Origin of the sequence: Aquabacter sp. L1I39, from assembly GCF_017742835.1 — a bacterium.
GTDB lineage: Bacteria > Pseudomonadota > Alphaproteobacteria > Rhizobiales > Xanthobacteraceae > L1I39.
The window spans coordinates 3,085,869-3,107,992 of sequence record NZ_CP072392.1 but is presented as its reverse complement, the minus strand read 5'-3'; the positions used below and the strand labels follow the sequence as shown (position 1 = coordinate 3,107,992).

Genomic DNA, 22,124 nt, shown 5'->3' with positions numbered 1-22,124 from the left:
TTGCTATGGACGCCGACGCATTGCGGGAGCTCTATCCCACCTATACGGATGACCAAATTGAAGAGGCCATAGCCATCCATGCGGAGGCGGCCGCGTTGCGCGCGCGCATCGAGGGGATGGGCGGTCTGTTGCAGATCATTGCGGGGAGCGCGTTGGACCAAGTCCTTCGCCTTCTCACCGACAAAATCCCGCCGATCTAGGCGCATCCCCCCTGCCAATCCGCCGCCCTCCCAGGCGGCTTTTTTATGAGGCGCGCATGACCGTGCGATACCATTTTGACGCCGAGGATACGGCGCCCTGGCGCGGCTCGTCCTGGGCCACTGGCTTGGGGTTCGACACCCTCGACGGGCACGGAGACACCGTGCCTCTGGCGCTGACCCTGGCGGACGCGGTGACGCTGACGCTGTCCTGGCGGGGCGGGACACTGGTTCTCACCGCCGCGGCCGGCCGGCTCACGCTGGACGACGCCACCGGCTCCGTCCGCTGGACGCTGACGCCAGCCGAGACGGCAGCGCTGCCGCCAGGTCTCCTGACGGCCTACCAAATCGAGATGCGGGTGGACGCGGTGGAGACCACGCTCGCCTCTGGCCAAATCCTGGCGCAGGAGCCGCTCAATGCCTGATGTCGCGCGTGTGCTGATCCCTGGCCTGGTGGGGGCCGTTAACCCCGCCAATCTCACCGCAGCCCAACAGTGTCAGGAGGCAGCAACCGCCACGGCCGCAGATCGGGCCGCGGTGGAGGAGGATGCAGCGCAGGTGGCGAGCGACAAGGCTGCCGCAGCCGCCTCGGCAGGCGCCGCCGCAGGCAGCGCGACGGCCGCAGAAACGGCGGCAGGTCTCATCATCGCTGCCCCGATTACGGTGGCCGGCACCAGCCGGACCATTGGTCCGGACGACTATAGCCGCACGCTGCGGTTTACATCCGGCACTGCAGTTAGCGTGACGCTGCCAGCAAACGCCCCGGCGGGAACATGGGTCCATGTGGTGCAAGCCGGCGCAGGCGCTCTGACGTTTGTCGCCGCCAGTGGCGCCACGGTGGAGGGTGACGCGCTGGGCCGCGTGACCACTGCCGGACAACGATCCACTGCCACCGCCTGGGTGGACAGCAATGCCGGCGGCTCTGCCGCCGTGTGGTTTTTGGCGGGATTTCTGGGGAGTTAACATGCTGGGCCTTGGGCTATCACTCTCCTCCGTCCGCTCGTCTGGGCTGCTGCCGGAGACAATCGCGGCGGCATCCCGCATGTCCGTCCCGCCACCAGCCGCGCAATTGGCCGCCATGGATCGGTATATCCGGGGGCAGATCGCGGCCGGGATCTGGGCGCGGTGGGACGTGTTTTGTGCGTTGGCCGCGCATGACGCGCAGGCAACGCGCGTCAACTGGGTTTCCAGCTCCTACGGTCTCGCGCTCAACAATACGCTGATCTGGCGATCCAATAGAGGGGTGCAGGGGGATGGGGCCACCGGCTTTCTGGAGGCCACCGGGTACAATCCCTCCGCCGGCGGCACGCGGTATGCTCAAAACGACATGAGCCTGGGCTGCTACGTTGTGACCCCGGCATCCGCCGTCGTCGGCCTGGATGTGTATAGCGGCTACGGCCGCGTGCAGCGCAGGACATCAGGCTCAAATGACGTCCATTATCGCGCCAATGACGCGACTGGCACATCCTGGCCATCCGGCGGGTCGCTGGACGGGCTCATGGTTGCCGACCGCGCGGACGCCGCCACAAAGCGCCTGTACCGCAACGGCGCGCTGGTGCACAGCGCGGAGGTTGCGTCCACGGGCAATTCTACCCTTCTGCGGGTGTTCGCCGCTGGCGCTGGCACTGCGCTCTCCGACGCCGAGTTGGCCCTCATTTTCGCGGGTGCCTCTCTGAGCGCCTCGCAGCATGCCGCCCTTGCGTCGCTGACCAACTCCTACCTAACGACCATTGCGAGCATTACGCCATGACGGACTGCATCATCCTGACCCCGGCGCAGGCGGCGGCCGTTGACGGCGAGACATCGCCGGGGTGTTTCCTGCGCCCGCGCGCGCTGGCGGACGGCCATTTTGCACTGTCTGCACTCGTGCTCGCGGACGCGGCGCACGAGACCGCGTGGCCGCTGCTCATCGGCCTGCCTCACCGCATCATCGCTGCCGAGGAATGGGCGCCCTCCAGTTTTGACGACTGACAGGCAGCGCCGACACCAATCGGCACCTTACGCATTGATGAATAGGAGACACCTCAATGCCTTATGATAAAAACAAAGACCCATTTTACAATTCTGATGTCACGCGCCGTGACTATGGCACGCGGGGGCGCAACATCACGCTGTCCACGGCCGATGTGGATCTCAACCCCTATGCCTATGTGCGGGTGTTCGCGCCCTTCACGGTGGCGATCCCTGTGGTGCGCTATGTCCCCGTCGGCAACACTGATGCCGCGCCGGTGACGCTGTCCCTGGCCCCTGGCCAGGCTGAGATTCTGCCCCACCCCGTGCGCCGCCTGTTGGGTACCGCCAATGGCACGGCGGCGGGGCTGGAGTTCCTGACCTCCGAGCAATAGCGCCGCCAGTCGCCGCCACGGCCTCTTCTTCTTCCATCCGCCGCCCCTCCGGGCGGCTTTTTTATTGGAGGCATTCATGTCGCCCTGGCCGCTGCAACGCGAGGTCGATTCCTTCTATGGCAACCCCCGCGGCGCCGGAGGCGGGCCTTCCGAAAAGTGGGAGGCCGGCAACCTGGTGCTGGTGCCGTGCCCCTGGCTGCTACGCTTTGAGGGCCAGTCGGTGCGGGGCATCCGCATCCACAAGCGTTGCGCGACGTCGCTCGCCCGTGTGCTCGATGCCATCTGGGCGCGCTGCGGGCGCTCGCAGGCGGAAATCGACCGCATTGGCATGTCCGCCTATGGCGGCTCCTACAATTTCCGGCGTGGGCGCGGGCTCGCCACCCTCTCCATGCATGCCTATGGCTGCGCTGTGGATTTCGACCCGGATCATAACGGGCTCGGTGATCCCACCCCCGCCATGGACCGGCGCGTGATCGAGGAATTCGAGCGCCAGGGCTGGGAGTGGGGCGGCCACTGGTCGCGGCCGGACGGCATGCATTTCCAGGCCGCGCGCACCCGCGAGGTGCCCCCTCGCCTCGCGCCCGCCCCGGCCGTGGCGTGAGCCCGGCGCCTGCCGGGCCTGCCGCCCATTGGGCGATCCGCCGGCGCATCATCATCGCCACGCTCATCTTCTGCGCCGGCGAGACCATCTATCTCACCGTGTGGGGCCGCGACACGGCCCTGCACGAGACCATCGCCAACGGAATCCTGCTGCTCGCCGGATCGGTCATCGGCACCTATGTGTTCGGCGCCGTCTGGGATGACCGCAACGCCCTGGCGCTCGGCCGCCGGCGCGGGCGCCGGGATGACGACACCTCACCTCCCGAGGGCTCCTCATGATCTCGTCCATCCTCGCCTGGGTGCTCGGCACCCAGATCGGCCGCATTGTCGCGGCCGTTGCCATCGCCTGCGTCACCTGCGCGCTCGTCTGGCCTGTGGCCCATGGGCTCGGATATGCCGCCGGCAAGGCGGATTCCGCGCTCAAGACCCGCGCCGAGCGCGCCGAGGCGGAGGCGGACGCCCTGCGCCGCACCCTTTCCGCCCACCAGGCCGCCGCGGCGGCTGACACGGCCGCCGCCGCCACCGCGCGGGTCGAGGCCCTCGCCCTTCAGGAGCAGATCCGTGAAATCCTTTCCGCCCCGCCTGCTGGCCCTTGCCTCGACGCTGCTCTGTCTGACCGGCTGCGCAACCTCTGGCCCGCGCGCCCCTGAGCCGGCCCTTGCCTCGGTGCCGCCCGATCTGCGCGACTGCTTCGACACCCTCACCGAGCGGCCGGCGGGCACCGGCGCGCTGAGCGCAGCGCAGGTGGCCGAGGTCATCGCGCATCTGCGCCAGAGCGAGCTGCGCCTCTCCGCCTGCGGCAAGCGGCTGCTCGCTTTCTATGGCGCCCAGGCTGCGGTCTATGGAGGACGATGACATGACACGCCCCCCCTCCCTCACCGCCCAGGCCCTGGAAAAGCTCGGCGCCATCGGCGCGCGGCAGGATGCCCAGGCCGAGCGGCTCGACGGCATCGAGCGCATGATCACCGAGGAGCGCCACACCGCCGCCGATGATCGGCGCCGGATGCTGTCCAAATTGGATGGCCTTGAGGCGCGGCTCGACGGGCGCGACGCCACGCTGGAAAAGCGCGTCGAGGGCCTGGAGTTGTTCCGCAACCGCGTGGGCGCGGTGGTGGCGCTGGCCGGCTCGGCCGTGACCCTGCTGGCCGGCGGGCTCTGGTATCTGCTGACGACGTTCTGGGCGGACGTGATCGCAGCCTTCCGGCGGCTCTGGCCATGAGCGGCACCGGCAAGCACATGACGCCCGCCCAGCGGGCGCGGCTGGACGCGCTGCTGGCTGATGGTGTGAGCCCGACCGAGGCCGCGCGGCGCCTGCGCATCAACCGCAAGACGGCCTATCGGCGCGCGGCGGCCCTGCGGGCGGAGGGCGCCGGCCCGGCACCGGACGAAAGGCCGGCTCAGCAGCCGGGAGAATCCGGCCCGCACCGCCTGGGCGGCTCGGCGGCGGATCGGCGCATCGTGGCGCTGGAAGACGAGGTGGCGCGCCTCCGGCGCGAGCTCCGGGCCGCGCACCGGGAAAGCCTGGACGAGGACGCGGTGCGCGCCATTCTAGGCACTCTGGGCGCGGCGCCGGCCGCCCCGCCCGACTGGCTGGTGCGGCCCTCCCAGCCGCGCGGCCAGCGTACGGCGGAAGTGCCTGTCACCATCTGGTCGGACTGGCATATGGGCGAGACCGTCTCCTCCGCCGAGACCGCCGGCCTCGGCGGCTATGACCTGGAGATTGCCGAGGCCCGGGTGAAACGCCTGGTGGGTTCGGTCATCGATCTGTGCCGCAACCATGGGCCGGGCCGATATCCCGGCATCGTCGTCAATCTGCTGGGGGATTTCGTCTCCGGCGGGCTCCATGCCGAGCTCGCGAAAACCGACGCAGAGGAGAGCATTCCCGCCGCGCTCCGCTGCCGCGATCTTCTGGTGTGGGCGCTGGAGCGGATGATTGCCGAGTTCGGCCACGTCTATGTGCCCTGCGCCTCCGGCAACCATGGGCGCGCGACGCTGAAACCCGAGTTCAAGCGCTACGTCTACAAGAACTATGACTGGCTGATCTATCAGCTCCTGGCCCGACATTTCGAGGGGCGGCGGGAGATCCGGTTTGACATCCCCTCTGCCAATGAGGTGCGCTACCGCGTCTTTGGCCAGCGCTATCTGGCCCTCCATGGCGACATGTTGGGCGTGAAAGGCGGGGACGGCATCATTGGCTCTATCGGCCCGATCATGCGCGGCGAGGTCAAGACGCGCGGCCAGGCGGCGAGCGCCGGCCGGGACTATGACATCCTCATCATGGGCCACTGGCATCAGGAATTGTGGCTCCCGCGCGCCATCGTGGCCAACTCGCTCAAGGGTTTTGATGAGTTCGCCAAGAACGCCCTGCGGGCGCCGCCGAGCGAGCCATCGCAACCCTTGTGGTTCGTCCATCCGCGGCGGGGCATCACGTCCCGCTGGTCGGTCAAGGTGGAAGCCCCGCCGGCGCAGGCAGGGGAATCCTGGGTGTCCTGGCAAGGGGAGGAGGCGGCGTGACCGCGAAACCGAGCAACCCGAAGGATGCGCTGGCCATCTCCCGCGCGCCCTTGCAACTGGTGCCCGGCACCGCCGTAGCCTATGCCGCGCTTGCCTATGCCGAGGGCGCGCTGAAATACGGCCCCTATAACTGGCGCACGGCGGGGGTTTCCGCCGGCACCTATAAGGCGGCCGCCCAGCGCCATCTCGAAAAATGGTGGAACGGGGAATGGGCGGACGCGAAGACGGGGGTGCCGCATTTGGCATCGGTGCTCGCCAGCATCGGCATCGTCCTCGACGCCCATGCCTGCGGCATGCTCACCGATGACCGCCCGCCGCCGGCGCCCGTGTCCGACCTCATGGACGAGATCGAGCGGGGCGTTGCGGAGTTGCGGGGGATTTTCGGGGCCGGAAGCCCGGGCGGGGCTACCTGAGCTTGGCCCGCGCCTCCATGAGCGCCATCTCCAGCACATAACCGAGGGTGGTGAAACGCCTGCGGCGGGCCTCTCGTATAAGGCGATTCAGCGTTTCCACCGCCTCGGTGATGAAGGCCCGATCCTCTTCGCTCATATCCATGGTGCCCGCCTCCCCCATGCCTCCGCTCCATTGCACCTCGGGCCGGCGGGAGGCACAAGATATAGCGGCTTGTTCTCTTTTTGTTCTCATGGAATCCATATGCCAAATGGAGGCAGGCCATGGGACAGACAGAGCCAATCTTTGATGTGTCGCCCGGCGATATCGACCGCGCCCTTGCGGCGTGCGACGGGGATGCGCGCGCCACCATCCGCGCGCTGCTCATTGCCAACGCCATGCTAGAACGCGCCCTCACCGGCGAGCGGGTGGCGGCCCTCCAGAGCCGCCGGAGGCCATCCCGCCGGCAATGACAGACGCGCCAAAGACCCTCGCCGACTATCCCTATGTGGTGGTGCGGATCGAGTGCGGGCTTTGCGGCCGGCGCGGCCGGTATCGGCTCGCGCGCCTCGCCGAGCGGTTCGGCGCCGACACCAGCCTTGAAGATCTGCTCGACCAGATCGCCGGCCGCCGCTGTCGCTATCCGCGCCCGTGGCGCGTCCGGCGCGTGCCCAAGCTGATGGCGGTCTGCCACATCCATCTTCCCGATCTTGTGATCAGTCCTCCCCCGGATATGCCTCCGGAGCCAGGCGTCAAGCTGGTTGTGGACAACTCTGGCCCGCCGCCAAGCCAAGCCGCAGCCGAGTGACTTCGAGCCGGTTTCTTGGGCTGTTTCTTGGGCCGTATCGCACTTAGGCGGATAAGTGCTTGAAAAATGGTGGGCGATGCAGGGATTGAACCTGCGACCCCTCCCGTGTGAAGGGAGTGCTCTCCCGCTGAGCTAATCGCCCGCCGTCTGCGCCGATCGGCGAGGAGGGCCGTTTAAAGCCGCAGACCTCCCGGTGTCAAGGGCGGGTCAAGAAATTCCCACCCCATCCACAGCCCCGACACTCGACCTCACGCCCGGACGCGGGTCACCAATTGGCCGAGAACCGGCACCAATTCGTCATAATGGCCGATCAGGCGGTCGGCCCCGAGTTCGGCGGCAGGGACTTCCGTATAGCCGAAAGAAACCGCCACCGACGGCACGCCCGCCGCCTTGGCGGTGGCGATGTCGGTGGCGCTGTCCCCCACCATGACCGCAGCCCCCACGGAGCCGCCGCAGGCGGTGATGGTGGAGAGCAGCGGCAGCGGATCGGGCTTGTTGCGGGCATAGGTGTCCGCGCCCGTGATCACGGTGAAGTGGCGCGTCAGCTCCAGGCGGTCGAGCAGGATGCGCGCCAGGCGCTCCAGCTTGTTGGTGCACACCGCCAGGGTCGCGCCCTCGGCCGAGAGGCGCTCTAGGGCCTCCACCATGCCAGGAAAGGGGCGGGAGCCGTCCGCGATATGGTCGGTATAATAGGCCAGGAACTGCCGGACCATCTCGTCCAGCTCCTGCTGCGAGGGGGCAACCCCCACCTGCTCCAGCGCCCGGATGATGAGATGGCGCCCGCCACGCCCGATCATGTTGCGCGAGCGGTCGCGGTCCACCGGCGCGACGCCGTGGCGGTCGAGGACATGGTCCAGGGCGTCCAGGAGATCGGGCGCGGTGTCCACCAGCGTTCCGTCCAGATCGAAGGCGACGACGAGAGGCGCTTGGGCCATGGGGCATCCTTTGGGGTCTTGATCCGGGGCATGATGCCCCGGGCAGCCGCTGCGTGCGGGAAAGCGGCAGCGACCCGCGGTCTGAGTGGCCCCTGCCTACAATCCTGCCGCTTTTCATGTCCAGCCTCCGACGCCATTCTTGCCAATGCGCCGCGCCTGCCAGGGGCGGCAGGACGGAGGAGGACCATGATGACGGGCAAGAGGTTGACGGCGCCTCGGCCGGGGCAGGCCGGCCTGCTGGCGGCAGGGCTTCTGGTTGCCAGCGTCGCCGGTGCGGCGGCGCAGGACGCCAAGGCGGGCTTTGACTTCGGCGCACCCCCCTCCAACCAGGCCAACCGCGTCTTCTCCGTGAACCGAACGACGGGGGAAATGTCCGCCTGCCAGTTCGAGCGGCCGGACAGCGCACTGGTGGGCATCACGCGCTGCTTCGCCCGGGGCGAAGGCGCAGGCGCGCAGAAACTTGGCGCCTACCGGCTGGTCGCCACCAACTTCTCCGGCGAAACCGGCATCTTCCGCGTCAATGCCGATACCGGCGAGATGAGCATCTGCTATGTGCGCGACGTGCCGAAGGCGGGCGGTGGGACCGAGCCGGCCATCCTGTGCACTCCGGCTGCAAAATAGCGCGCGGCTTGTCGGAAGCGTCGATCGGCGCTAGCAACGAACCCGACGCTGGACCTCTTCCAGAAAATTCCTCGCCCGCTCATCCGGAGTTCCGATGTCCGACGCCGAAGACTTGAAGCGCCAGGCGGCTGCCCGCGCCCTTGAGTTCGTCACCGACGGCATGAAGCTCGGCCTCGGCACGGGCTCCACGGCCAAGCACTTCGTCGACCTCCTGGCGGAGAGGGTGCGCGGCGGCCTCAAGGTGGTGGGCGTGCCCACTTCGGAGCGCACGCGCGCGCAGGCCGAGAGCCTGGGCGTGCCCCTGGCCACCCTCGATACCGTTCCGGCGCTCGATCTGTGTATCGATGGCGCCGACGAGGTGGGGCCACACCTCGCCCTCATCAAGGGGGGCGGCGGCGCCCTGCTGCGCGAGAAGATCGTCGCCAGCGCGGCGCGTGAAATGCTGGTGATTGCCGACACCTCCAAGCGCGTGGAGATGCTTGGCCGGTTCCCGCTTCCCATCGAGGTGGTGAATTTCGGCGTCCCCGCCATTTCCCGCCGCCTCGCAGAGGCCATTGCCGGGGCTGGCTGCGAAGGGCCACTCGTGCTGCGCAAGACCGCGGGCGACACCTTCGTCACCGATCAGGGCAATGTGATCCTTGATGCGCATCTGCGCCGCATTCCCGACCCTGTCCGGCTCGATACCGCCATCCGCTCCGTGGTGGGCGTGGTGGAGCACGGCCTGTTCCTGGGCCTCGCCCGCCGCGTCATCCTTGCCGGTGCGAACGGCATTGAAATCCTAGAGGCCTGATCACGCGGCCCCGGTGCCCCCGCGCCGGACATGTCCGCTCCCGCCAAACCGAACGAGACCTTCCCCATGGAGATGATCATGCGTTGCTCGACCGCCGCCCGGCATATCGGCATGGGCCTGCTGGCCCTGATGCTTGTGACGGCGCCGGCGCTCGCCCAGCAGCCCGCCGCGGCGCCCAGCCCCGCGGCCCTCCAGACCGCCCGCGACCTGGTTCAGGCCAATGGTGAGGCGCACGCCTTCGACGGCGTGATCCAGAACCTGGTGGACGGAGCCGCCCTCGGCTTCGTGCAGACCAATCCCGACCTCGCCCCGCAGTTGCGGGACCTCGCCGTGGCGCTGCGGCCGGAGTTCGACAAGCGCCAGACTGAGATCATCGACATCCTGGCCACCTCCTACGCCACCCGCTTCACGGAGGCCGAGCTGAAGGAGGCACTGGCCTTCTACAAGTCTCCCGTCGGCCAGAAGCTGGTCACGGATCGCCCCGCCATCGTGCAGCAGGCCGTTCAGAACATGCAGGCCTGGGGTGCCAAGCTGAACAATGAGGTGATGGACCGCATCCGCTCCGAGATGAAGAAGAAGGGCTACGATCTCTGATCGAGAGGTGTCGCGAAGGGGGTCGCCGCCTCCCTTCGCGACAGATGCTCAGGCCTTGTGGATGGGGTCGATCCACTTGACCTCGCTCGGGCGCTCCACCGGCTCGATATCCAGATTGACCACAACCGGCTCCTGGCCGGAGCGCACCAGGACGCATTCCAGGACCTCGTCGGGAGAGGCATTGATTTCCTGGTGCGGCACATAAGGCGGCACATAGATGAAGTCGCCAGGCCCCGCCTCGGCGGTGTATTCCAGCTTCTCGCCCCAGCGCATGCGGGCCTTGCCCTTCACCACGAAAATAACGCTCTCCAGGTCGCCATGATGGTGCGCGCCGGTCTTGGCATCGGGATGGATGTGGACGGTGCCCGCCCAGAGCTTCTCCGCGCCCGCCCGCGCCCGGTTGATGGCGGTGGCCCGGTTCATTCCGGGGGTCTGGGCGGTGTTGGGGTCCAGCTGATCTCCCCGGATCACCTTCACGCCGGTGTCGCGCCAGTCGATGGGGGGGTGGGGGTGGCTATGGCTCATCTTGGGCTCCCGGATGCGGCGCGCGGCTCAGGCTGTTGCGTCGTTCGCGGCGCAGGCTAGTGCGGGACGCGGGCCGGCGAAAGAGGTACGCGCGGCATGGCCCCGTGCGCAGCCGCGGGCGGCGTCCCAAAGGCCGGCGCGCCGCATTCGCCCTTCCCTCCAGCCGCGCGGCGCTCTAGAACGGCCCCAAACGCGACAAGTCCGGAGAGCCGCGCCGCCATGGCTGCCTATCAGTATGCCTACCATATGCATGGTCTCACCAAGACCTATCCCGGCGGAAAGAAGGTCCTGGATAACGTCCACCTGTCCTTCTACCCGGATGCCAAGATCGGCGTGCTCGGCGTCAACGGCGCGGGTAAGTCCACCTTGCTGCGCATCATGGCGGGGATCGACAAGGACTTTTCCGGCGAGGCCAAGCCCGCGGACGGCGTGCGCGTCGGTTACCTCTCGCAGGAGCCCCAACTCGATCCGGCCAAAAATGTCCGCGACAACGTGATGGACGGCGTGGCGAAGCAGAAGGCGATCCTCGATCGCTACAACGAGCTCGCCATGAATTACTCGGACGAGACGGCGGACGAGATGACCCGCCTCCAGGACGAGATCGAGGCCCAGGGCCTGTGGGACCTGGACAGCAAGGTCGACCAGGCCATGGACGCCCTGCGCTGCCCGCCTGACGACTGGGACGTGGCCAAGCTCTCCGGCGGCGAGCGTCGCCGCGTCGCCCTGTGCCGCCTGCTTCTGGAGCAGCCCGAGCTGCTGCTGCTGGACGAGCCCACCAACCACCTGGACGCCGAGACCACCGCATGGCTCGAAGGCCATTTGCGGACCTATCCGGGCGCGATCCTGATCGTCACCCACGACCGCTACTTCCTGGACAATGTCACCGGCTGGATCCTGGAGCTCGATCGCGGCCGCGGCATCCCCTACGAGGGCAACTACACCTCCTGGCTCGCCCAGAAGCAGAAGCGCCTGCAGCAGGAGGGCCGCGAGGACGAGGCCCGCCAGCGCGCGCTCGCTGCCGAGCAGGAATGGATCGCCGCCTCCCCCAAGGCGCGCCAGGCCAAGAACAAGGCCCGCATCCAGCGCTATGAGGACTTGGTCAAGAAGGCTTCCGAAAAGGCCCCGCAGACCGCGCAGATCATCATCCCCGTGGCCGAGCGCCTGGGCCAGAACGTCATCGACTTCCAGAATCTCAGTAAGGGGTTCGGCGACAAGCTCCTGATCGACGATCTGTCCTTCAAGCTGCCGCCCGGCGGCATCGTCGGCGTGATCGGGCCGAACGGCGCGGGCAAGTCCACCCTGTTCCGCATGATTACGGGCCAGGAGAAGCCGGACACCGGCACCATCACCATCGGCGATTCCGTCAAGCTCGCTTATGTGGACCAGAGCCGCGACGCCCTCGACGACAAGAAGACCGTCTGGGAAGAGATTTCCGGCGGCAATGACGTGATCTATGTGGGAAAGCGCGAGATCCCGTCGCGCGCCTATTGCGCCGCCTTCAACTTCAAGGGCGGCGACCAGCAGAAGAAGGTGGGCATGCTCTCCGGCGGTGAACGCAACCGCGTGCACCTTGCCAAGACGCTCCAGCGCGGCGGCAACGTGCTGCTGCTCGACGAGCCCACCAACGACCTGGACGTGGACACCCTGCGCGCCCTCGAAGAGGCGCTGGAAGATTATGCCGGCTGCGCCGTCATCATCTCCCATGATCGCTTCTTCCTGGACCGCATCGCCACCCACATGCTCGCCTTCGAGGGCGACAGCCATGTGGAATGGTTCGAGGGCAATTTCGCGGACTATGAGGAAGACAAGAAGCGCCGCCTGGGGATCGATTCCACCATCCCAAAGCGCATCCAATACAAGAAGTTCTCCCGCTGAGAGCCTGGACCCGGGAAACAGCGCCCGGGCCCGTCTTCTTTCGCGGCAATGCCGCCTCGCAACCGCCTATTGCGCGGAGGCCCGCCAGCGTCCGCCCTGGTCGATCACCAAATCCTCGAACTGCGCCGCAGAGACCGGCGCAGAATAAAGGTAGCCCTGGGCCATATGGCAGCCATGGGCGCGCAGGAATGTGGCCTGCTCCTCCACCTCCACACCTTCCGCCAGTACCTCGACCCCGAGCGCCGTCGCCAAAGCGATGATGGCGATGGTGATCTGCGCATCGGCGGGCGAGGTCAGAAGATCGCGCACGAAGGACTGGTCGATCTTCAGCTTCGCCACCGGGAAGCGGCGGATATAGCTCAGCGACGAGAAGCCGGTGCCGAAATCGTCCAGCGCCACGCGCAGCTTCATCTCCTTCAGGCGCCGCAGGATCTGCTTCGTGTCGACGCGATCCTCCAGCAGGATGCTTTCGGTGATCTCCAGCTCCAGACGCTCCGGGGAGAAACCGGTGCGCCGCAGGATGCCAGCCACATGGCCGGGCAGGTCCGGCACATAGAATTGCCGGGCGGAGAGGTTCACGGCGACGCGCCCGCACGGCACGCCCCGCGCCATCCAGTCGGCCCCCTGGCGGCAGGCCTGCTCCAGCGCCCAGTCGCCGATGGACAGGATCAGTCCGGTCTCCTCTGCCAGCGGGATGAAATCTGAGGGGGGAATGGTGCCCTCCGGCGTATTCCAGCGCAGCAGCGCCTCCGCTCCCAGGATGGCGCCGTCACTCAGATCCACCACCGGCTGATAGGCGAGCGACAATTCGTTCCGCTCGATGGCACGGCGCAACCGCGCTTCCAGTTCCAGCCGCGCATTGGCGGCCTCGGTCATGCCGTCGCGATAGAAGACATAGATGCCGCGGCCGCCCGCCTTGGCCCGTGCCAGGGCTGCGTCCGCCCTCTGCACCAGTTGTTGCGGCAGCACGCCGTCCCCCGGATACATGGAGATGCCGACGCTCGCCCCGAGGAATACCTCGGGCGCTCCCGGCAGGGACAGGGGCTGGGACATGCAGGCGATGAGGCGGGTGGCGGTGAGCGCGGCCTGCTGCGGTCCGACAACATCCTCCACCAGCACCATGAACTCGTCGCCGCCATAGCGGGCCAAGGTATCGCGATCGCCGAGTGCGGCCCGCAGGCGACGGGCAACTTCCACCAGGGCGGTATCGCCGGCTTCATGACCGAGGCTGTCATTGACCGCCTTGAAGCGGTCGAGGTCCAGGAACAGCACCGCGCACTTGCTGCGGTCCCGCGCCTGGGTGACGGCATGGTCCAGAAGGGTCAGGAACAACAGGCGATTGGGCAGGTCGGTGAGCGTGTCGTGATGGGCGATGTGATCGAGCTGCGACTGCGACTGCTTGATGGTCGACAGATCGGTGAAGGACGCCACATAGCCGACCACGCCGCCTTTCGCGTCCAGGACGGCGCGGATGCTCAGAAGTTCGGGATACACTTGGCCGGACTTTCGCCGGTTCCAGATCTCGCCGTGCCAATGTCCGGTGGAGAGCAACGTGGCCCACATCTGGGCATAGAAGGACCGGTCCTGCCGTCCCGAACTCAGGACGTTCATATTGCGCCCGACCACGTCTTCCTCCGCGTAGCCGGTAATGGCCGTGAAGGAGGGGTTCACTGCGGAGATGGTGCCGTCCGCCTCCGTGACCACCAGCGCTTCCTGCGCGGTGGAGAAGACGATGGCCGCCAGGTGCAGACGGCGTTCATTGGCCTTCAGCTCGGTGATGTTGGTCTGGGTTCCCACCACCCGCCGGGGATGACCGGCATCATCCAGAACCACGTGCCCCCGCAGGAGCGTGTCGATGGCCGGTCCCTCCCTGCGGCGCACCTGGAGCTCCAGCGAAAAGGTGCGCACCCGTCCCGCTCTGGCATCCGCGAGGGCGGCGGAGAGGCGGGCGGCGCCGTCCTCCTGCAGGCCCTCGGACAGCATGGCAGCGGGGTGGAGGGTGCGCCCCTCCTCCAGGCCCAGCATGCGGTTCCAACTGGGCGAGACGGTCAGCGTCTCCTCCTGGAGATCCACGTCCCACACGCCCTCGGTGGCGCCGAGCAGGGCGAGATTGAAGCGTTCGTCGCTGATGCGCAGCCGCTCCTCGGCCGCATGGCGCGCCGACACGTCAATGGCCACGACGATCAGATATTCCGCGGCACCGTGAGCGGTGCGGGCCACCGTGGTGGTGGTGCTGAGCCAGATGGGCGTGCCGTCCTTGCGGATATAGCAGCGCTCGCCCACTGCCTGCTCGATGTCACCGGCCACCAGGCGGGCGATGACGGCATCATCGTTGCGTGCCGGGTCCGCGTAGCGCAGCTGGCGATAGTTCATGGCCAGGAATTCTTCCCGGCCGAAGCCCATCATCTCGCAGGCCTTGCGATTGACGCGCAGGAACATGCCGTCGAGCCCCAGGTGCACGATGCCGACCGCCGCCTGCTCGAACGTGGCGCGGAACCGCATCTCCGCCTGCCGCAGGGCCTCCGCCTGATGCAACTCCCGCCGTGCGATCAGAAGCTTGTCGCGCTGGCGCAGGGCTGCTGCGGCCGCCACGGCGCCGGCAATGGCCAGCACCAGGACGAGACCGGCCATGATGGCGACATCCCGCGCAGCCGCCGTCGCCTCGTCCTCCGAAATTTCCGCCACCAGCAGGAGAGGTCCGCCGTCCACATGTTCGGCCACCGCCAGGACCGCCGTTCCGGCGCCACCCGTCCCACGCGGCGCCTCGCCCCCCGCCCTGGACGCGAGCGCGAAATCAAAGGCGCCTTTCGGAAAAGTGCGGGTGAAAGGCGCCACATGGCCCATGCGCATGGGCGACACCAGCAGATAGGACCCGTCGGGTTCCGGGCGAACCAGGAAAGACTGGCCCGTTCGCGTCGGCACCGGCCAATGGCTCAGATACGGATAGACGAACTCCGCGGCATCCACCTCAGTCAGGAGAAAGAGCGGCTCTGGCCGCGCACCCTCAGGACCCGCCACGGCCGGAAGGGAGAGCAAGAAGCCATAGCTGTAGGTGGGCAGCGTGCCCGCGCGGTGCAGGGGCACGAAGGTCGGCGGACTGGTGGGGAGGACGTCCTTGATCCAGGCGGGATCGATCCCGCTCCCGTGCCCCCCGCGCAAATGAAGCAGGGGCTCGGCCTTCTCGTCGAGCACTTCCACACGGCTGAAGCCGTGAAGGCCGGCCATGTCGGCCATTTGAATACGCAGGCGATCCCGCTCCAAAGGATCGCTTGAGGCCCGCCACCGGGCCACCGCCTCATAGAACAAGCGCCGACCCGCCAAGAGGCGCGCATTGGCCTCCCCCTTGAGGCGATTCTGCTCCAGCGCCTCGATCTGAAAGCGCGCAATCGTGCGCAGCTCATCCACCTGATGGGCAATAAGAGGGCCGGAGGCGCGCCACATGACCAGCGCCGCTGCCAGGACACCGATCCCCACCGATAGGACAGCGAGCAACAGACCACTCGCCAGGCCGAGCCAACGTGGTGCCACCCGCCGGGCGAGCCGACCGGACATGGCTGCATTCAGCACAAGATAGAAAGCTACGGCTGTAAGGGCGACGAACAGGAGCCCCTTCGGGATGGAAACCATGGCCAGGAGATCAATGCCGCCCAGCCACTCCACCAGAAGATCCGACGACAAAACCCAAGCGGAAGCGAACGCCGCGTAAAGCAGCGTGAGCCCAAGGATGATGCGCCGGTTCGACATCGTCTCACGCACCTACGCCAACTTGGCCGGCCCGTCACCTCTCACTCTAGCTGAAATTCTCCCGTAACGGCATGGCCCTGCGCTGTTTTTCCTTGAGACACACCGCTTCGGTGCGATTATCATGCGGGCAAAGATCGCCATGCACACTCCGCCATGCGCCCGGCGCTCTTGCCGGATGCGCCCATAAACCCCATTCTTACATGCGTATCGATCCGCCGGCCTTGAACCGGCGTGGTTCGGAGTGTCCAGATGTCCCGACTTCGCCCTCGTCCCCCCGTGATCCAGATCACGGACGCCGCTGCCAGCCGCCTGCTGCAAATCATGTCCCGTACCGATCCGCCGGCTCTCGCGGTTCGCATCGGCGTCAAGAATGCCGGCTGTGCCGGCATGTCCTACACCATGGACTATGCCAGCGAGATCACCCCCCTGGACGAGGTGGTGGAAGACAAGGGCGTCAAGGTGATCGTCGATCCGAAGGCAGTGCTGTTCCTGCTCGGCACCCAGATGGACTACAAGACGGACAAGCTCTCCGCCCAATTCGTCTTCAACAACCCCAACCAGACCTCGGCCTGCGGCTGCGGGGAATCGGTTGCGATCACGCCGGTGGCACCGGAGGCAGCGGAGAACCGTCTCTGAGGCGTTTCGACGGTACCCGGAGAAGCCAGCATTCCCAACGGCTTGATGGCGATTGACGACGGCGCGCGGCCGCGTCACCTTGCCCTCGCCGAGGGGGCCGACATGACGCCGCAATTCATTGGCAGGATCCTGGAATCCCGCGTTTTCTTCATTGTGAGCCGCATTGTCCTCGTATCCATGTTCCTGGGCGCGGGGCTCGACAAGCTCCTCCATTTCCAGGGAACGGTGGCGGAGATGGCGCTTCACGGCCTGATGCCGCCCGGCGCCTTTGCGGTGGCGGCGGTCGCGACACTCCTCATCGCCTCCGCGCTCATTATCCTGAATGTGGCGGCCTGGCTGGGCTTCGGTGCGCTTGGGATTTTCGTCGCCCTGACCATTCCCATCGCGCATCCCTTCTGGAGTTTTCAGGGCGATGAGGGACTTCTCCATTTCCACGTCGCCGCCGAACATATCAGCCTGATTGGCGGGCTGATGGCCGGGGCGATCCTTTGCCACCTGCAGGCCCAGGGCATAGGCTCTGCTGTCGCACGCCCGGGCCTCTGACGGGCCGCTTCAATAAATCCGGGTCCGCAGCAAGCTTAAACCCTGGTCCGCAAAGTAAGGTTCTGCCAACCCGAAGGAACATGACGCCGGACCCACGCACCACTCAACCTTGCACGCGTCCCGCAGCCATCCTATAGGTTCGGACCATGCGGGCGTGGCGGAATTGGTAGACGCAACGGACTTAAAATCCGTCTCTGCAAAGAATGCCGGTTCGAGTCCGGTCGCCCGTACCAGTCCGTTCTTTCCCCTATAAGCCCCGCTAAGCAAGCACGCCCGCGCTCTGAAGGGCCGCGGCGAGCGCGGCGGTTTCGCGGTCATCGCAAGCGGGCTGGGGTGGGCGCATCACGTCGCTGTCGAGGCGGCCCAGCAGCTTGAGGCACGTCTTCAGCCGCGCCGTCGCCCGCCCTCCTGGCGCATCGCGATAGATGGCGACAGAGAGCGGATAGAGCCGCTCATGGGCCGCGCGCGCCGCGCTCCAGTCATTGGCCTCGGCGGCATTCCACAGGTCCACCACGAGTTCCGGCACCACCGCGGCGAGCGAGACCTGGCTGCCAGCGCTGCCGATCACATAGCTGGTGAAGAGGTGCTCGTCGCCGGAGCCCAGCACCGCGAAGTCCGGTCGCCGGGCGCGGATGAGGCGCAGATTCTCCTCATAGGCTGCCACCTCCCAGCTGCCGTCCTTGATGGCGACGAAGCGGGGATCCTCGATGAGGCGGGCGAGCACATCCAGCGGGTAGGACATGGCGCCCGCCCCCACCGGCGCGCCATAGAGCATCAGCGGCAAGGTGGTGGCATCGGCAATCAGGCGGTGATGCAGCAGCGTGCAGTCCACGGCGTGACCCAGTGCCCAGCTGTTGGGCGGGAAGACGAGAAGGCCGTCGGCGCCTGCAGCCTCGATCTGCGCCGCCTCACGCGCAGCCTCCAGGCTCGATTCGTGGTTCACGCCGGAGACCAGCAGGCAGTCCTGCGGCGCCACCGCCCGCGCGATCTCCACCACCCGCCGCTTCTCCGCCAGCGACAGCACGAAATTCTCGCCCGCATGGCCGTTGATCAGCAGCCCGCGAATGCCCCGCACCGCTGTGACGGCGGCGATGTGCGCGGCAAGCGCATCCTCGTCCATCGAGAAGTCGGCGCGCAGGGGCACCACGGTCGCCGCATGGATGCCGGACAGGCGCTGGACGAAGGTATTGGTCATTGGGAGGCCTCGGAGACGCCACGCGGGGCAAGCAGACGGTCGATGGGAAACAGGGGAAGATCCGGCTCGCGCCCCAGGATGCGGTCCGCCAGGAGGCGGGCGATATAGGGGCCGCTGGTATAGCCGGAATGGACACTGCCGCAGACATAGGCGTCCGGGATGCCCGGAATCGGCCCGGCAGCCGGGAGCGCGTCGGCGGTCTCCGCCTCAAGGCCCGCCCAGGCGCGGGCGATGCGCGAGGCCTTCAGGTCAGGAATGGCATGGCAGGCGAGGCGCACATTGCCGATGATGCGGTCGGGCAGAAGCTCCACCCCGCCGCGCGCGCGATCCCCCACGCCCTGCCAGCCGCCGCCAATCACCACGGTTCCGTGGGGATATTGCTTCAGGGACAAGAGGCCATTGGCAATGCCCACCACGGTGCGCATCACCGGCCGCACGCGCTCGGTGACCACCAATTGGTTCACCAGCGTCTTGATGGGCAGGTGGATGCCGAGCCAGGCCATCATGGGCTCGATCCACACCCCGCCCGCGAGCACGATGCGCTTGGCGCGCACCGGTCCCTGCGGGGTTTCCACCACAAAGCCGGACGCCTCCCGCGCGATGCCAGACGCCGGCACGTTCTCCCGCAGGTCGACACCCGCCTCCAGCAGCGCCCGGCGATAGGCAAGGCCGGTGAGATAGGCATTGGCGTAGCCATCCACCTTGCAATAGCCGGCCAGGCGCACGCCCGCGGATAGGCCCGGCTCCACGGCGCAGGCCTGCGCGCCGCTGATGAGTTCGATGGGCGCGCCGGCCTCCCGGCGCTTGCCCGCACGGAAGGTGAGCAATTCCTCTTCCTGCGCGGTGAAGGCGAGGGAGAGGCCATCGCACACCACCACACCCACATCATGCCCCAGCCAGTCGCGGGCGCTCGCCCACATGGCGTGGGCGCGCAGCGCGTAGGGAATGAGCGCCACGCGCGTCATCTGCATGGTCAACGTGCCGGCATTCACGCCGGAGGCCTCGCGGCAGAGCTGGCCACGCTCGATGAGCACCACCTTCATGCCACCGCGGGCGGCGAAGAGGGCGACGGTGGAGCCATGGACCCCACCGCCGATGACTGCGAGATCGTAGGTCATAGGGGGGCCGGTGCGGGGATGGGGATGTCGGAATAGTCGAAGGCGCCCAACAGGTCCGCCAGCGCCACCGGGCGCAATGGCGGGCGGGCGGTGAAGGTGCCCACCGCCTCCCGCGAGCCCACTTTCGCGGCCAGCAATTCGGCCGCCACATCGCCGCAGAAGCGGCCCTGGCAGGGGCCCATGCCGCAGCGGGTGAAGTGCTTCAACTGGTTCATGTCCCGCGCGCCGTCCCCATGGGCGGCTTCGATCTCCGCCCGCGTCACGTCCTCGCAGCGGCAGATGACGGTGTCGGGAGGGATGGCGGCCACCTGGGCCGGCCGCAGGGCCATCATGTCGGCCATGGCGTCAGAGAAGGCGTGGGCGCGGGCGAGGGCGGCGCGCGGCGTGGCGGCGGCAGATTGAAAGGCGGACGCGTCCAGCGCGCCTGCATCATGGGCGGCGGCAAGCCCCGCGAGGCGCCCCGCCGCTTCCGCCACCATGGCGCCGCGCAGACCCGCCCCATCGCCGCAGGCATAAAGGCCGTGGAGACTGGTGCGGCCGTCTTCGTCCAGCCGGGGCACGAAGCCGCCTCGACGCCGGTCGAACCCCTGCTCCACCCGGAACAGGCGCGTGACTTCCGCGCCCGGCACCAGCCCATGGCCGACACACAGGCCATCCACCTCCAGCACGCGCTCCGCGCCAGCGGCGAAGGCGCCGGCTGCATCCACAGGCGCGAGGCGGACACGGGCCAGCGCCTCTTCTCCCTCCGCCGCGCGCACCCCGTGGCGGAACAGGACTGGCACCCGCGCGGCGCCGATCTTCAGCGCCCAGCCCGCACCCCGCGCCAGGAGGCGCGGCTGCGTGGAAAGCGCGGGTAGCGCCCCCAGCCAGTCCTGGGGGCCGGACAGATCGGCAATGGCGGCGACGGTGCCGCCCTCTTTCAGGATACCGGCGGCCACCACCGCCAGAAGCGGCCCACAGCCGGCCACCACCACGCGGCGGCCGGGCGAGGCGCGATGGGACTTCAGCAGCACGGTTGCGGCGGCGAGACCGATGACACCCGGCAAGGTCCAGCCGGGAAACGGCACCACCCGCTCATGGGCGCCGGTGGCGGCAATGAGGCGCGGGGCTTCCACCGTTTCGTTACCCGCCGGTCCCACGGCATCCACCCGGAACCGCCCCCCCACCGACCAGACCGTGCGGCCGAACCGTCTGTCCACGGCAGACGCGGCAAGCCGCGCCCGCAAGGCGCCCCCGCTCTCCGCTTCCGGCGAGGGGGGCACGGCGAGGCCCGGCGAGGGCGCGCGCCAGACCTGGCCGCCAGCCTCCGGCTGCTGGTCGAACAGCACCACCTTGAGTCCCGCCTCGGAGGCGGCGAGTGCGGCATTGGCGCCTGCAGGGCCCGCACCGAGAACAATGAGGTCGCAGGTCACAGGACGCCTCGCCGCTCGACGGTGAGCCCCTCGCGCACGGGCGTCAGGCACGCCTGGCGCAGCACGCCATCCACATGGAGCGCGCATTCCTGGCACACGCCCATGTGGCAGAAGGCGCCCCGCGCGCCGCCGGCCCGAGGACTTTTGCGCAGGCGCAGGAGGCCGTTGCGGGCCAGCGCGGTGGTCAGCATCTCGCCAGCGCGGGCCGGCACCGCCACGTCATCCACGAGGATGGTGACGAGGGGGCGCGCATCGCCGCCAACACCGGATGTCCCTGCGCTCATTTGGAGCTCGTCCCGCCCACGATGACCTCGCTGAAGCCTGCCGAATTGACTTTACAGATAGCGAGTCTGTATACAAATTGTCTACCGTTTGGCAATGGGAAGTCGCAAGACAGGCGACGCCGGCCGAGGATCCAGAGGTTGGAGAAGCACGCATGCTGAAGTCTTTTCTCGCCGCCGCCACGCTCGCGGTGGCGCTCGCCGGCGCGGCGCTGCCGCAGGCAGTCGAGGCGCGGACGCTCGATGAGATCATGAAGTCCGGGGTCATCCGCGTGGGCGTCAACCCGACGCTGCCGCCCCTCGGCAAGTTCGACGACAAGAACGAGATCGTCGGCTTCGACGTGGATTATGCCGGCGAGATCGCCAAGCTGCTCGGCGTGAAGCTGGAAGTGGTGCAGGTGGGCTCGCCCGATCGCATCCCCTTCGTCGCCTCCGGCAAGATCGACTTCGTGATGGGCGCCATGACGCGCAACACCGAGCGCGCCAAGGTCATCGACTTCACGGTGCCCGTGCACACCGAGGTGCTGGGCGTGCTCACCACCAAGGCCAACACCTTCACCGACTGGAAGCAGTTCGACGATCCGTCCGTCACCTTCGTGCAGGTGCGCGGCTCGACTCCGGTCAAGTTCATCGAGGAAAACCTCAAGAACGCCAAGGTCACGCTGCTCGACAATTATCCTGACGCCGTGCGCGCATTGGCACAGGGCCGCGGCACCGCCATGATCGACGTCATCGACTTCATGGGCGACCACATGTCCAAGCACAAGGTGGAGTGGCGGATCGTCGAGACCCCCATCGACGTCTATTATTGCAGCCTGGGCGTCGCCAAGAATTCCACCGGCCTGAAGGACTGGCTCAACATCGCGGTCTATGACCTCTATCGGAAGGGCAAGACCACGGAGCTGTGGAAGAAGTGGTTCGGCATGGACATGATCAAGCCCGTGGGCGCGCAGCCCTTCTTCTGATCTGATCGCGCCATCGGTGAAACGGGCCGGCGCGCG

The 22,124-nt window shown here is 67.6% G+C and carries 30 protein-coding genes and 2 tRNA genes; 23 read left to right on the top strand and 9 right to left on the bottom strand.

The annotated features are described in order from the left end of the window. The first annotated feature begins 5 nt into the window (after positions 1-5). The 13 genes from J5J86_RS13915 (at position 6) to J5J86_RS13855 (ending at position 6,069) form a co-directional block, all read left to right on the top strand. Positions 6-200, top strand: a complete 195-nt coding sequence (locus J5J86_RS13915) for a hypothetical protein (RefSeq protein ID WP_209098941.1) — start codon at positions 6-8, stop codon at positions 198-200. 56 nt (positions 201-256) lie between these two features. Then, a complete protein-coding gene (locus tag J5J86_RS13910; RefSeq protein WP_209098939.1) occupies positions 257-622 on the top strand; it encodes a hypothetical protein in 366 nt (121 codons plus the stop codon). Further along, complete coding sequence (locus J5J86_RS13905) at positions 615-1,160, top strand: hypothetical protein (protein WP_209098937.1); 546 nt, start codon at positions 615-617, stop codon at positions 1,158-1,160. Before J5J86_RS13910 ends, J5J86_RS13905 begins: the two co-directional genes overlap by 8 nt. 1 nt (position 1,161) lies before the next feature. Next, the gene (locus tag J5J86_RS13900) at positions 1,162-1,947 is read left to right on the top strand and encodes a hypothetical protein (protein WP_209098935.1); all 786 of its coding nucleotides are present in this window, start codon (positions 1,162-1,164) and stop codon (positions 1,945-1,947) included. Next, the gene (locus J5J86_RS13895; protein ID WP_209098933.1) at positions 1,944-2,168 is read left to right on the top strand and encodes a hypothetical protein; all 225 of its coding nucleotides are present in this window, start codon (positions 1,944-1,946) and stop codon (positions 2,166-2,168) included. The genes J5J86_RS13900 and J5J86_RS13895 overlap by 4 nt, the downstream gene beginning before the upstream one ends. Before the next feature lie 56 nt (positions 2,169-2,224). Further along, positions 2,225-2,542 carry a hypothetical protein gene (locus J5J86_RS13890; RefSeq protein WP_209098931.1) on the top strand — a complete coding sequence of 106 codons (318 nt, stop codon included), beginning with the start codon at positions 2,225-2,227 and terminating at the stop codon, positions 2,540-2,542. A 76-nt stretch (positions 2,543-2,618) separates the two neighbouring features. Then, the gene (locus tag J5J86_RS13885) at positions 2,619-3,143 is read left to right on the top strand and encodes a M15 family metallopeptidase (RefSeq protein WP_209098929.1); all 525 of its coding nucleotides are present in this window, start codon (positions 2,619-2,621) and stop codon (positions 3,141-3,143) included. Beyond that, a complete protein-coding gene (locus J5J86_RS13880; RefSeq protein WP_209098927.1) occupies positions 3,140-3,421 on the top strand; it encodes a hypothetical protein in 282 nt (93 codons plus the stop codon). Before J5J86_RS13885 ends, J5J86_RS13880 begins: the two co-directional genes overlap by 4 nt. Further along, positions 3,418-3,792 (top strand): hypothetical protein, encoded by a 375-nt coding sequence (locus tag J5J86_RS13875; protein WP_209098925.1) that lies wholly within the window; start codon positions 3,418-3,420, stop codon positions 3,790-3,792. The genes J5J86_RS13880 and J5J86_RS13875 overlap by 4 nt, the downstream gene beginning before the upstream one ends. Then, positions 3,704-3,997, top strand: coding sequence for a hypothetical protein (locus J5J86_RS13870; RefSeq protein WP_209098923.1), 294 nt, complete (start codon positions 3,704-3,706; stop codon positions 3,995-3,997). The genes J5J86_RS13875 and J5J86_RS13870 overlap by 89 nt, the downstream gene beginning before the upstream one ends. Position 3,998: 1 nt before the next feature. Beyond that, complete coding sequence (locus J5J86_RS13865; protein ID WP_209098921.1) at positions 3,999-4,361, top strand: hypothetical protein; 363 nt, start codon at positions 3,999-4,001, stop codon at positions 4,359-4,361. Continuing rightward, entirely contained in the window at positions 4,358-5,656 is a 1,299-nt protein-coding gene (locus tag J5J86_RS13860; protein ID WP_209098919.1) for a hypothetical protein, read from the top strand. The genes J5J86_RS13865 and J5J86_RS13860 overlap by 4 nt, the downstream gene beginning before the upstream one ends. Then, positions 5,653-6,069, top strand: coding sequence for a dATP/dGTP diphosphohydrolase domain-containing protein (locus J5J86_RS13855; RefSeq protein ID WP_209098917.1), 417 nt, complete (start codon positions 5,653-5,655; stop codon positions 6,067-6,069). Before J5J86_RS13860 ends, J5J86_RS13855 begins: the two co-directional genes overlap by 4 nt. Here the strand turns inward: J5J86_RS13855 and J5J86_RS13850 are convergent. After that, a complete protein-coding gene (locus J5J86_RS13850) occupies positions 6,062-6,211 on the bottom strand; it encodes a hypothetical protein (protein ID WP_209098910.1) in 150 nt (49 codons plus the stop codon). The genes J5J86_RS13855 and J5J86_RS13850 overlap by 8 nt on opposite strands. Before the next feature lie 119 nt (positions 6,212-6,330). Between J5J86_RS13850 and J5J86_RS13845 the strand changes: the two genes are divergently transcribed. Then, on the top strand, positions 6,331-6,519 hold the full coding sequence (locus J5J86_RS13845; RefSeq protein ID WP_209098908.1) for a hypothetical protein: 189 nt from the start codon (positions 6,331-6,333) through the stop codon (positions 6,517-6,519). Then, the gene (locus J5J86_RS13840) at positions 6,516-6,854 is read left to right on the top strand and encodes a hypothetical protein (protein ID WP_209098906.1); all 339 of its coding nucleotides are present in this window, start codon (positions 6,516-6,518) and stop codon (positions 6,852-6,854) included. The genes J5J86_RS13845 and J5J86_RS13840 overlap by 4 nt, the downstream gene beginning before the upstream one ends. A 67-nt stretch (positions 6,855-6,921) precedes the next feature. Here J5J86_RS13840 and J5J86_RS13835 read toward each other — a convergent pair. Together J5J86_RS13835 and gph are read right to left on the bottom strand one after the other, a co-directional pair. Then, positions 6,922-6,996, bottom strand: a tRNA-Val gene (locus tag J5J86_RS13835). 106 nt (positions 6,997-7,102) lie between these two features. Continuing rightward, complete coding sequence (gph, locus tag J5J86_RS13830) at positions 7,103-7,789, bottom strand: phosphoglycolate phosphatase (RefSeq protein WP_209098904.1); 687 nt, start codon at positions 7,787-7,789, stop codon at positions 7,103-7,105. 189 nt (positions 7,790-7,978) lie between these two features. Here gph and J5J86_RS13825 point away from each other — a divergent pair, with 189 nt between their 5' ends. The 3 genes from J5J86_RS13825 (at position 7,979) to J5J86_RS13815 (ending at position 9,794) form a co-directional block, all read left to right on the top strand. After that, positions 7,979-8,410: a hypothetical protein gene (locus tag J5J86_RS13825; RefSeq protein ID WP_209098902.1), complete on the top strand. Its 432-nt coding sequence runs from the start codon at positions 7,979-7,981 to the stop codon at positions 8,408-8,410. 94 nt (positions 8,411-8,504) lie between these two features. Then, on the top strand, positions 8,505-9,200 hold the full coding sequence (gene rpiA, locus J5J86_RS13820) for a ribose-5-phosphate isomerase RpiA (RefSeq protein ID WP_209098900.1): 696 nt from the start codon (positions 8,505-8,507) through the stop codon (positions 9,198-9,200). A 78-nt stretch (positions 9,201-9,278) separates the two neighbouring features. Then, positions 9,279-9,794 carry a DUF2059 domain-containing protein gene (locus J5J86_RS13815; protein ID WP_209098898.1) on the top strand — a complete coding sequence of 172 codons (516 nt, stop codon included), beginning with the start codon at positions 9,279-9,281 and terminating at the stop codon, positions 9,792-9,794. 48 nt (positions 9,795-9,842) lie between these two features. Here the strand turns inward: J5J86_RS13815 and J5J86_RS13810 are convergent, their stop codons facing one another. Then, on the bottom strand, positions 9,843-10,319 hold the full coding sequence (locus J5J86_RS13810) for a cupin domain-containing protein (protein WP_209098896.1): 477 nt from the start codon (positions 10,317-10,319) through the stop codon (positions 9,843-9,845). 219 nt (positions 10,320-10,538) lie between these two features. Between J5J86_RS13810 and ettA the strand changes: the two genes are divergently transcribed. Beyond that, positions 10,539-12,194, top strand: coding sequence for an energy-dependent translational throttle protein EttA (ettA, locus tag J5J86_RS13805; protein ID WP_209098894.1), 1,656 nt, complete (start codon positions 10,539-10,541; stop codon positions 12,192-12,194). Positions 12,195-12,260: 66 nt separating this feature from the next. On the opposite strand, the gene J5J86_RS13800 is transcribed toward ettA, so the two are convergent. Next, on the bottom strand, positions 12,261-15,938 hold the full coding sequence (locus tag J5J86_RS13800) for a sensor domain-containing protein (protein ID WP_209098892.1): 3,678 nt from the start codon (positions 15,936-15,938) through the stop codon (positions 12,261-12,263). A 249-nt stretch (positions 15,939-16,187) separates the two neighbouring features. Here J5J86_RS13800 and J5J86_RS13795 point away from each other — a divergent pair, with 249 nt between their 5' ends. The 3 genes from J5J86_RS13795 to J5J86_RS13785 all read left to right on the top strand — a co-directional run bounded on the left by J5J86_RS13795 (position 16,188) and on the right by J5J86_RS13785 (position 17,350). Continuing rightward, on the top strand, positions 16,188-16,574 hold the full coding sequence (locus J5J86_RS13795) for a HesB/IscA family protein (RefSeq protein ID WP_209098890.1): 387 nt from the start codon (positions 16,188-16,190) through the stop codon (positions 16,572-16,574). Between the two features lie 102 nt (positions 16,575-16,676). Continuing rightward, positions 16,677-17,117 carry a DoxX family protein gene (locus tag J5J86_RS13790; protein ID WP_209098888.1) on the top strand — a complete coding sequence of 147 codons (441 nt, stop codon included), beginning with the start codon at positions 16,677-16,679 and terminating at the stop codon, positions 17,115-17,117. A gap of 148 nt (positions 17,118-17,265) precedes the next feature. Beyond that, positions 17,266-17,350, top strand: a tRNA-Leu gene (locus tag J5J86_RS13785). A gap of 26 nt (positions 17,351-17,376) precedes the next feature. On the opposite strand, the gene J5J86_RS13780 is transcribed toward J5J86_RS13785, so the two are convergent. The 4 genes from J5J86_RS13780 to J5J86_RS13765 are packed head-to-tail and all read right to left on the bottom strand — an operon-like array spanning position 17,377 to position 21,126. After that, positions 17,377-18,312 carry a dihydrodipicolinate synthase family protein gene (locus tag J5J86_RS13780; RefSeq protein WP_209098886.1) on the bottom strand — a complete coding sequence of 312 codons (936 nt, stop codon included), beginning with the start codon at positions 18,310-18,312 and terminating at the stop codon, positions 17,377-17,379. Next, a complete protein-coding gene (locus tag J5J86_RS13775) occupies positions 18,309-19,430 on the bottom strand; it encodes an NAD(P)/FAD-dependent oxidoreductase (RefSeq protein ID WP_209098884.1) in 1,122 nt (373 codons plus the stop codon). Before J5J86_RS13775 ends, J5J86_RS13780 begins: the two co-directional genes overlap by 4 nt. Beyond that, positions 19,427-20,842, bottom strand: a complete 1,416-nt coding sequence (locus J5J86_RS13770) for an NAD(P)/FAD-dependent oxidoreductase (RefSeq protein ID WP_247657598.1) — start codon at positions 20,840-20,842, stop codon at positions 19,427-19,429. The genes J5J86_RS13775 and J5J86_RS13770 overlap by 4 nt, the downstream gene beginning before the upstream one ends. Continuing rightward, on the bottom strand, positions 20,839-21,126 hold the full coding sequence (locus tag J5J86_RS13765) for a (2Fe-2S)-binding protein (RefSeq protein WP_209098880.1): 288 nt from the start codon (positions 21,124-21,126) through the stop codon (positions 20,839-20,841). Before J5J86_RS13765 ends, J5J86_RS13770 begins: the two co-directional genes overlap by 4 nt. 152 nt (positions 21,127-21,278) lie before the next feature. Between J5J86_RS13765 and J5J86_RS13760 the strand changes: the two genes are divergently transcribed. Next, complete coding sequence (locus tag J5J86_RS13760; RefSeq protein ID WP_209098878.1) at positions 21,279-22,088, top strand: transporter substrate-binding domain-containing protein; 810 nt, start codon at positions 21,279-21,281, stop codon at positions 22,086-22,088. Positions 22,089-22,124: the final 36 nt, after the last annotated feature.

Coding starts and splice junctions, on each gene's coding strand:
- J5J86_RS13915 (WP_209098941.1), top strand. CDS start 6: ATGGACGCCGACGCATTGCGGGAGCTCTATCCCACCTATACGGATGAC.
- J5J86_RS13910 (WP_209098939.1), top strand. CDS start 257: ATGACCGTGCGATACCATTTTGACGCCGAGGATACGGCGCCCTGGCGC.
- J5J86_RS13905 (WP_209098937.1), top strand. CDS start 615: ATGCCTGATGTCGCGCGTGTGCTGATCCCTGGCCTGGTGGGGGCCGTT.
- J5J86_RS13900 (WP_209098935.1), top strand. CDS start 1,162: ATGCTGGGCCTTGGGCTATCACTCTCCTCCGTCCGCTCGTCTGGGCTG.
- J5J86_RS13895 (WP_209098933.1), top strand. CDS start 1,944: ATGACGGACTGCATCATCCTGACCCCGGCGCAGGCGGCGGCCGTTGAC.
- J5J86_RS13890 (WP_209098931.1), top strand. CDS start 2,225: ATGCCTTATGATAAAAACAAAGACCCATTTTACAATTCTGATGTCACG.
- J5J86_RS13885 (WP_209098929.1), top strand. CDS start 2,619: ATGTCGCCCTGGCCGCTGCAACGCGAGGTCGATTCCTTCTATGGCAAC.
- J5J86_RS13875 (WP_209098925.1), top strand. CDS start 3,418: ATGATCTCGTCCATCCTCGCCTGGGTGCTCGGCACCCAGATCGGCCGC.
- J5J86_RS13865 (WP_209098921.1), top strand. CDS start 3,999: ATGACACGCCCCCCCTCCCTCACCGCCCAGGCCCTGGAAAAGCTCGGC.
- J5J86_RS13860 (WP_209098919.1), top strand. CDS start 4,358: ATGAGCGGCACCGGCAAGCACATGACGCCCGCCCAGCGGGCGCGGCTG.
- J5J86_RS13850 (WP_209098910.1), bottom strand. CDS start 6,211: ATGGATATGAGCGAAGAGGATCGGGCCTTCATCACCGAGGCGGTGGAA.
- J5J86_RS13845 (WP_209098908.1), top strand. CDS start 6,331: ATGGGACAGACAGAGCCAATCTTTGATGTGTCGCCCGGCGATATCGAC.
- J5J86_RS13840 (WP_209098906.1), top strand. CDS start 6,516: ATGACAGACGCGCCAAAGACCCTCGCCGACTATCCCTATGTGGTGGTG.
- gph (WP_209098904.1), bottom strand. CDS start 7,789: ATGGCCCAAGCGCCTCTCGTCGTCGCCTTCGATCTGGACGGAACGCTG.
- J5J86_RS13825 (WP_209098902.1), top strand. CDS start 7,979: ATGACGGGCAAGAGGTTGACGGCGCCTCGGCCGGGGCAGGCCGGCCTG.
- rpiA (WP_209098900.1), top strand. CDS start 8,505: ATGTCCGACGCCGAAGACTTGAAGCGCCAGGCGGCTGCCCGCGCCCTT.
- J5J86_RS13815 (WP_209098898.1), top strand. CDS start 9,279: ATGCGTTGCTCGACCGCCGCCCGGCATATCGGCATGGGCCTGCTGGCC.
- J5J86_RS13810 (WP_209098896.1), bottom strand. CDS start 10,319: ATGAGCCATAGCCACCCCCACCCCCCCATCGACTGGCGCGACACCGGC.
- ettA (WP_209098894.1), top strand. CDS start 10,539: ATGGCTGCCTATCAGTATGCCTACCATATGCATGGTCTCACCAAGACC.
- J5J86_RS13800 (WP_209098892.1), bottom strand. CDS start 15,938: ATGTCGAACCGGCGCATCATCCTTGGGCTCACGCTGCTTTACGCGGCG.
- J5J86_RS13795 (WP_209098890.1), top strand. CDS start 16,188: ATGTCCCGACTTCGCCCTCGTCCCCCCGTGATCCAGATCACGGACGCC.
- J5J86_RS13790 (WP_209098888.1), top strand. CDS start 16,677: ATGACGCCGCAATTCATTGGCAGGATCCTGGAATCCCGCGTTTTCTTC.
- J5J86_RS13780 (WP_209098886.1), bottom strand. CDS start 18,312: ATGACCAATACCTTCGTCCAGCGCCTGTCCGGCATCCATGCGGCGACC.
- J5J86_RS13775 (WP_209098884.1), bottom strand. CDS start 19,430: ATGACCTACGATCTCGCAGTCATCGGCGGTGGGGTCCATGGCTCCACC.
- J5J86_RS13765 (WP_209098880.1), bottom strand. CDS start 21,126: ATGAGCGCAGGGACATCCGGTGTTGGCGGCGATGCGCGCCCCCTCGTC.
- J5J86_RS13760 (WP_209098878.1), top strand. CDS start 21,279: ATGCTGAAGTCTTTTCTCGCCGCCGCCACGCTCGCGGTGGCGCTCGCC.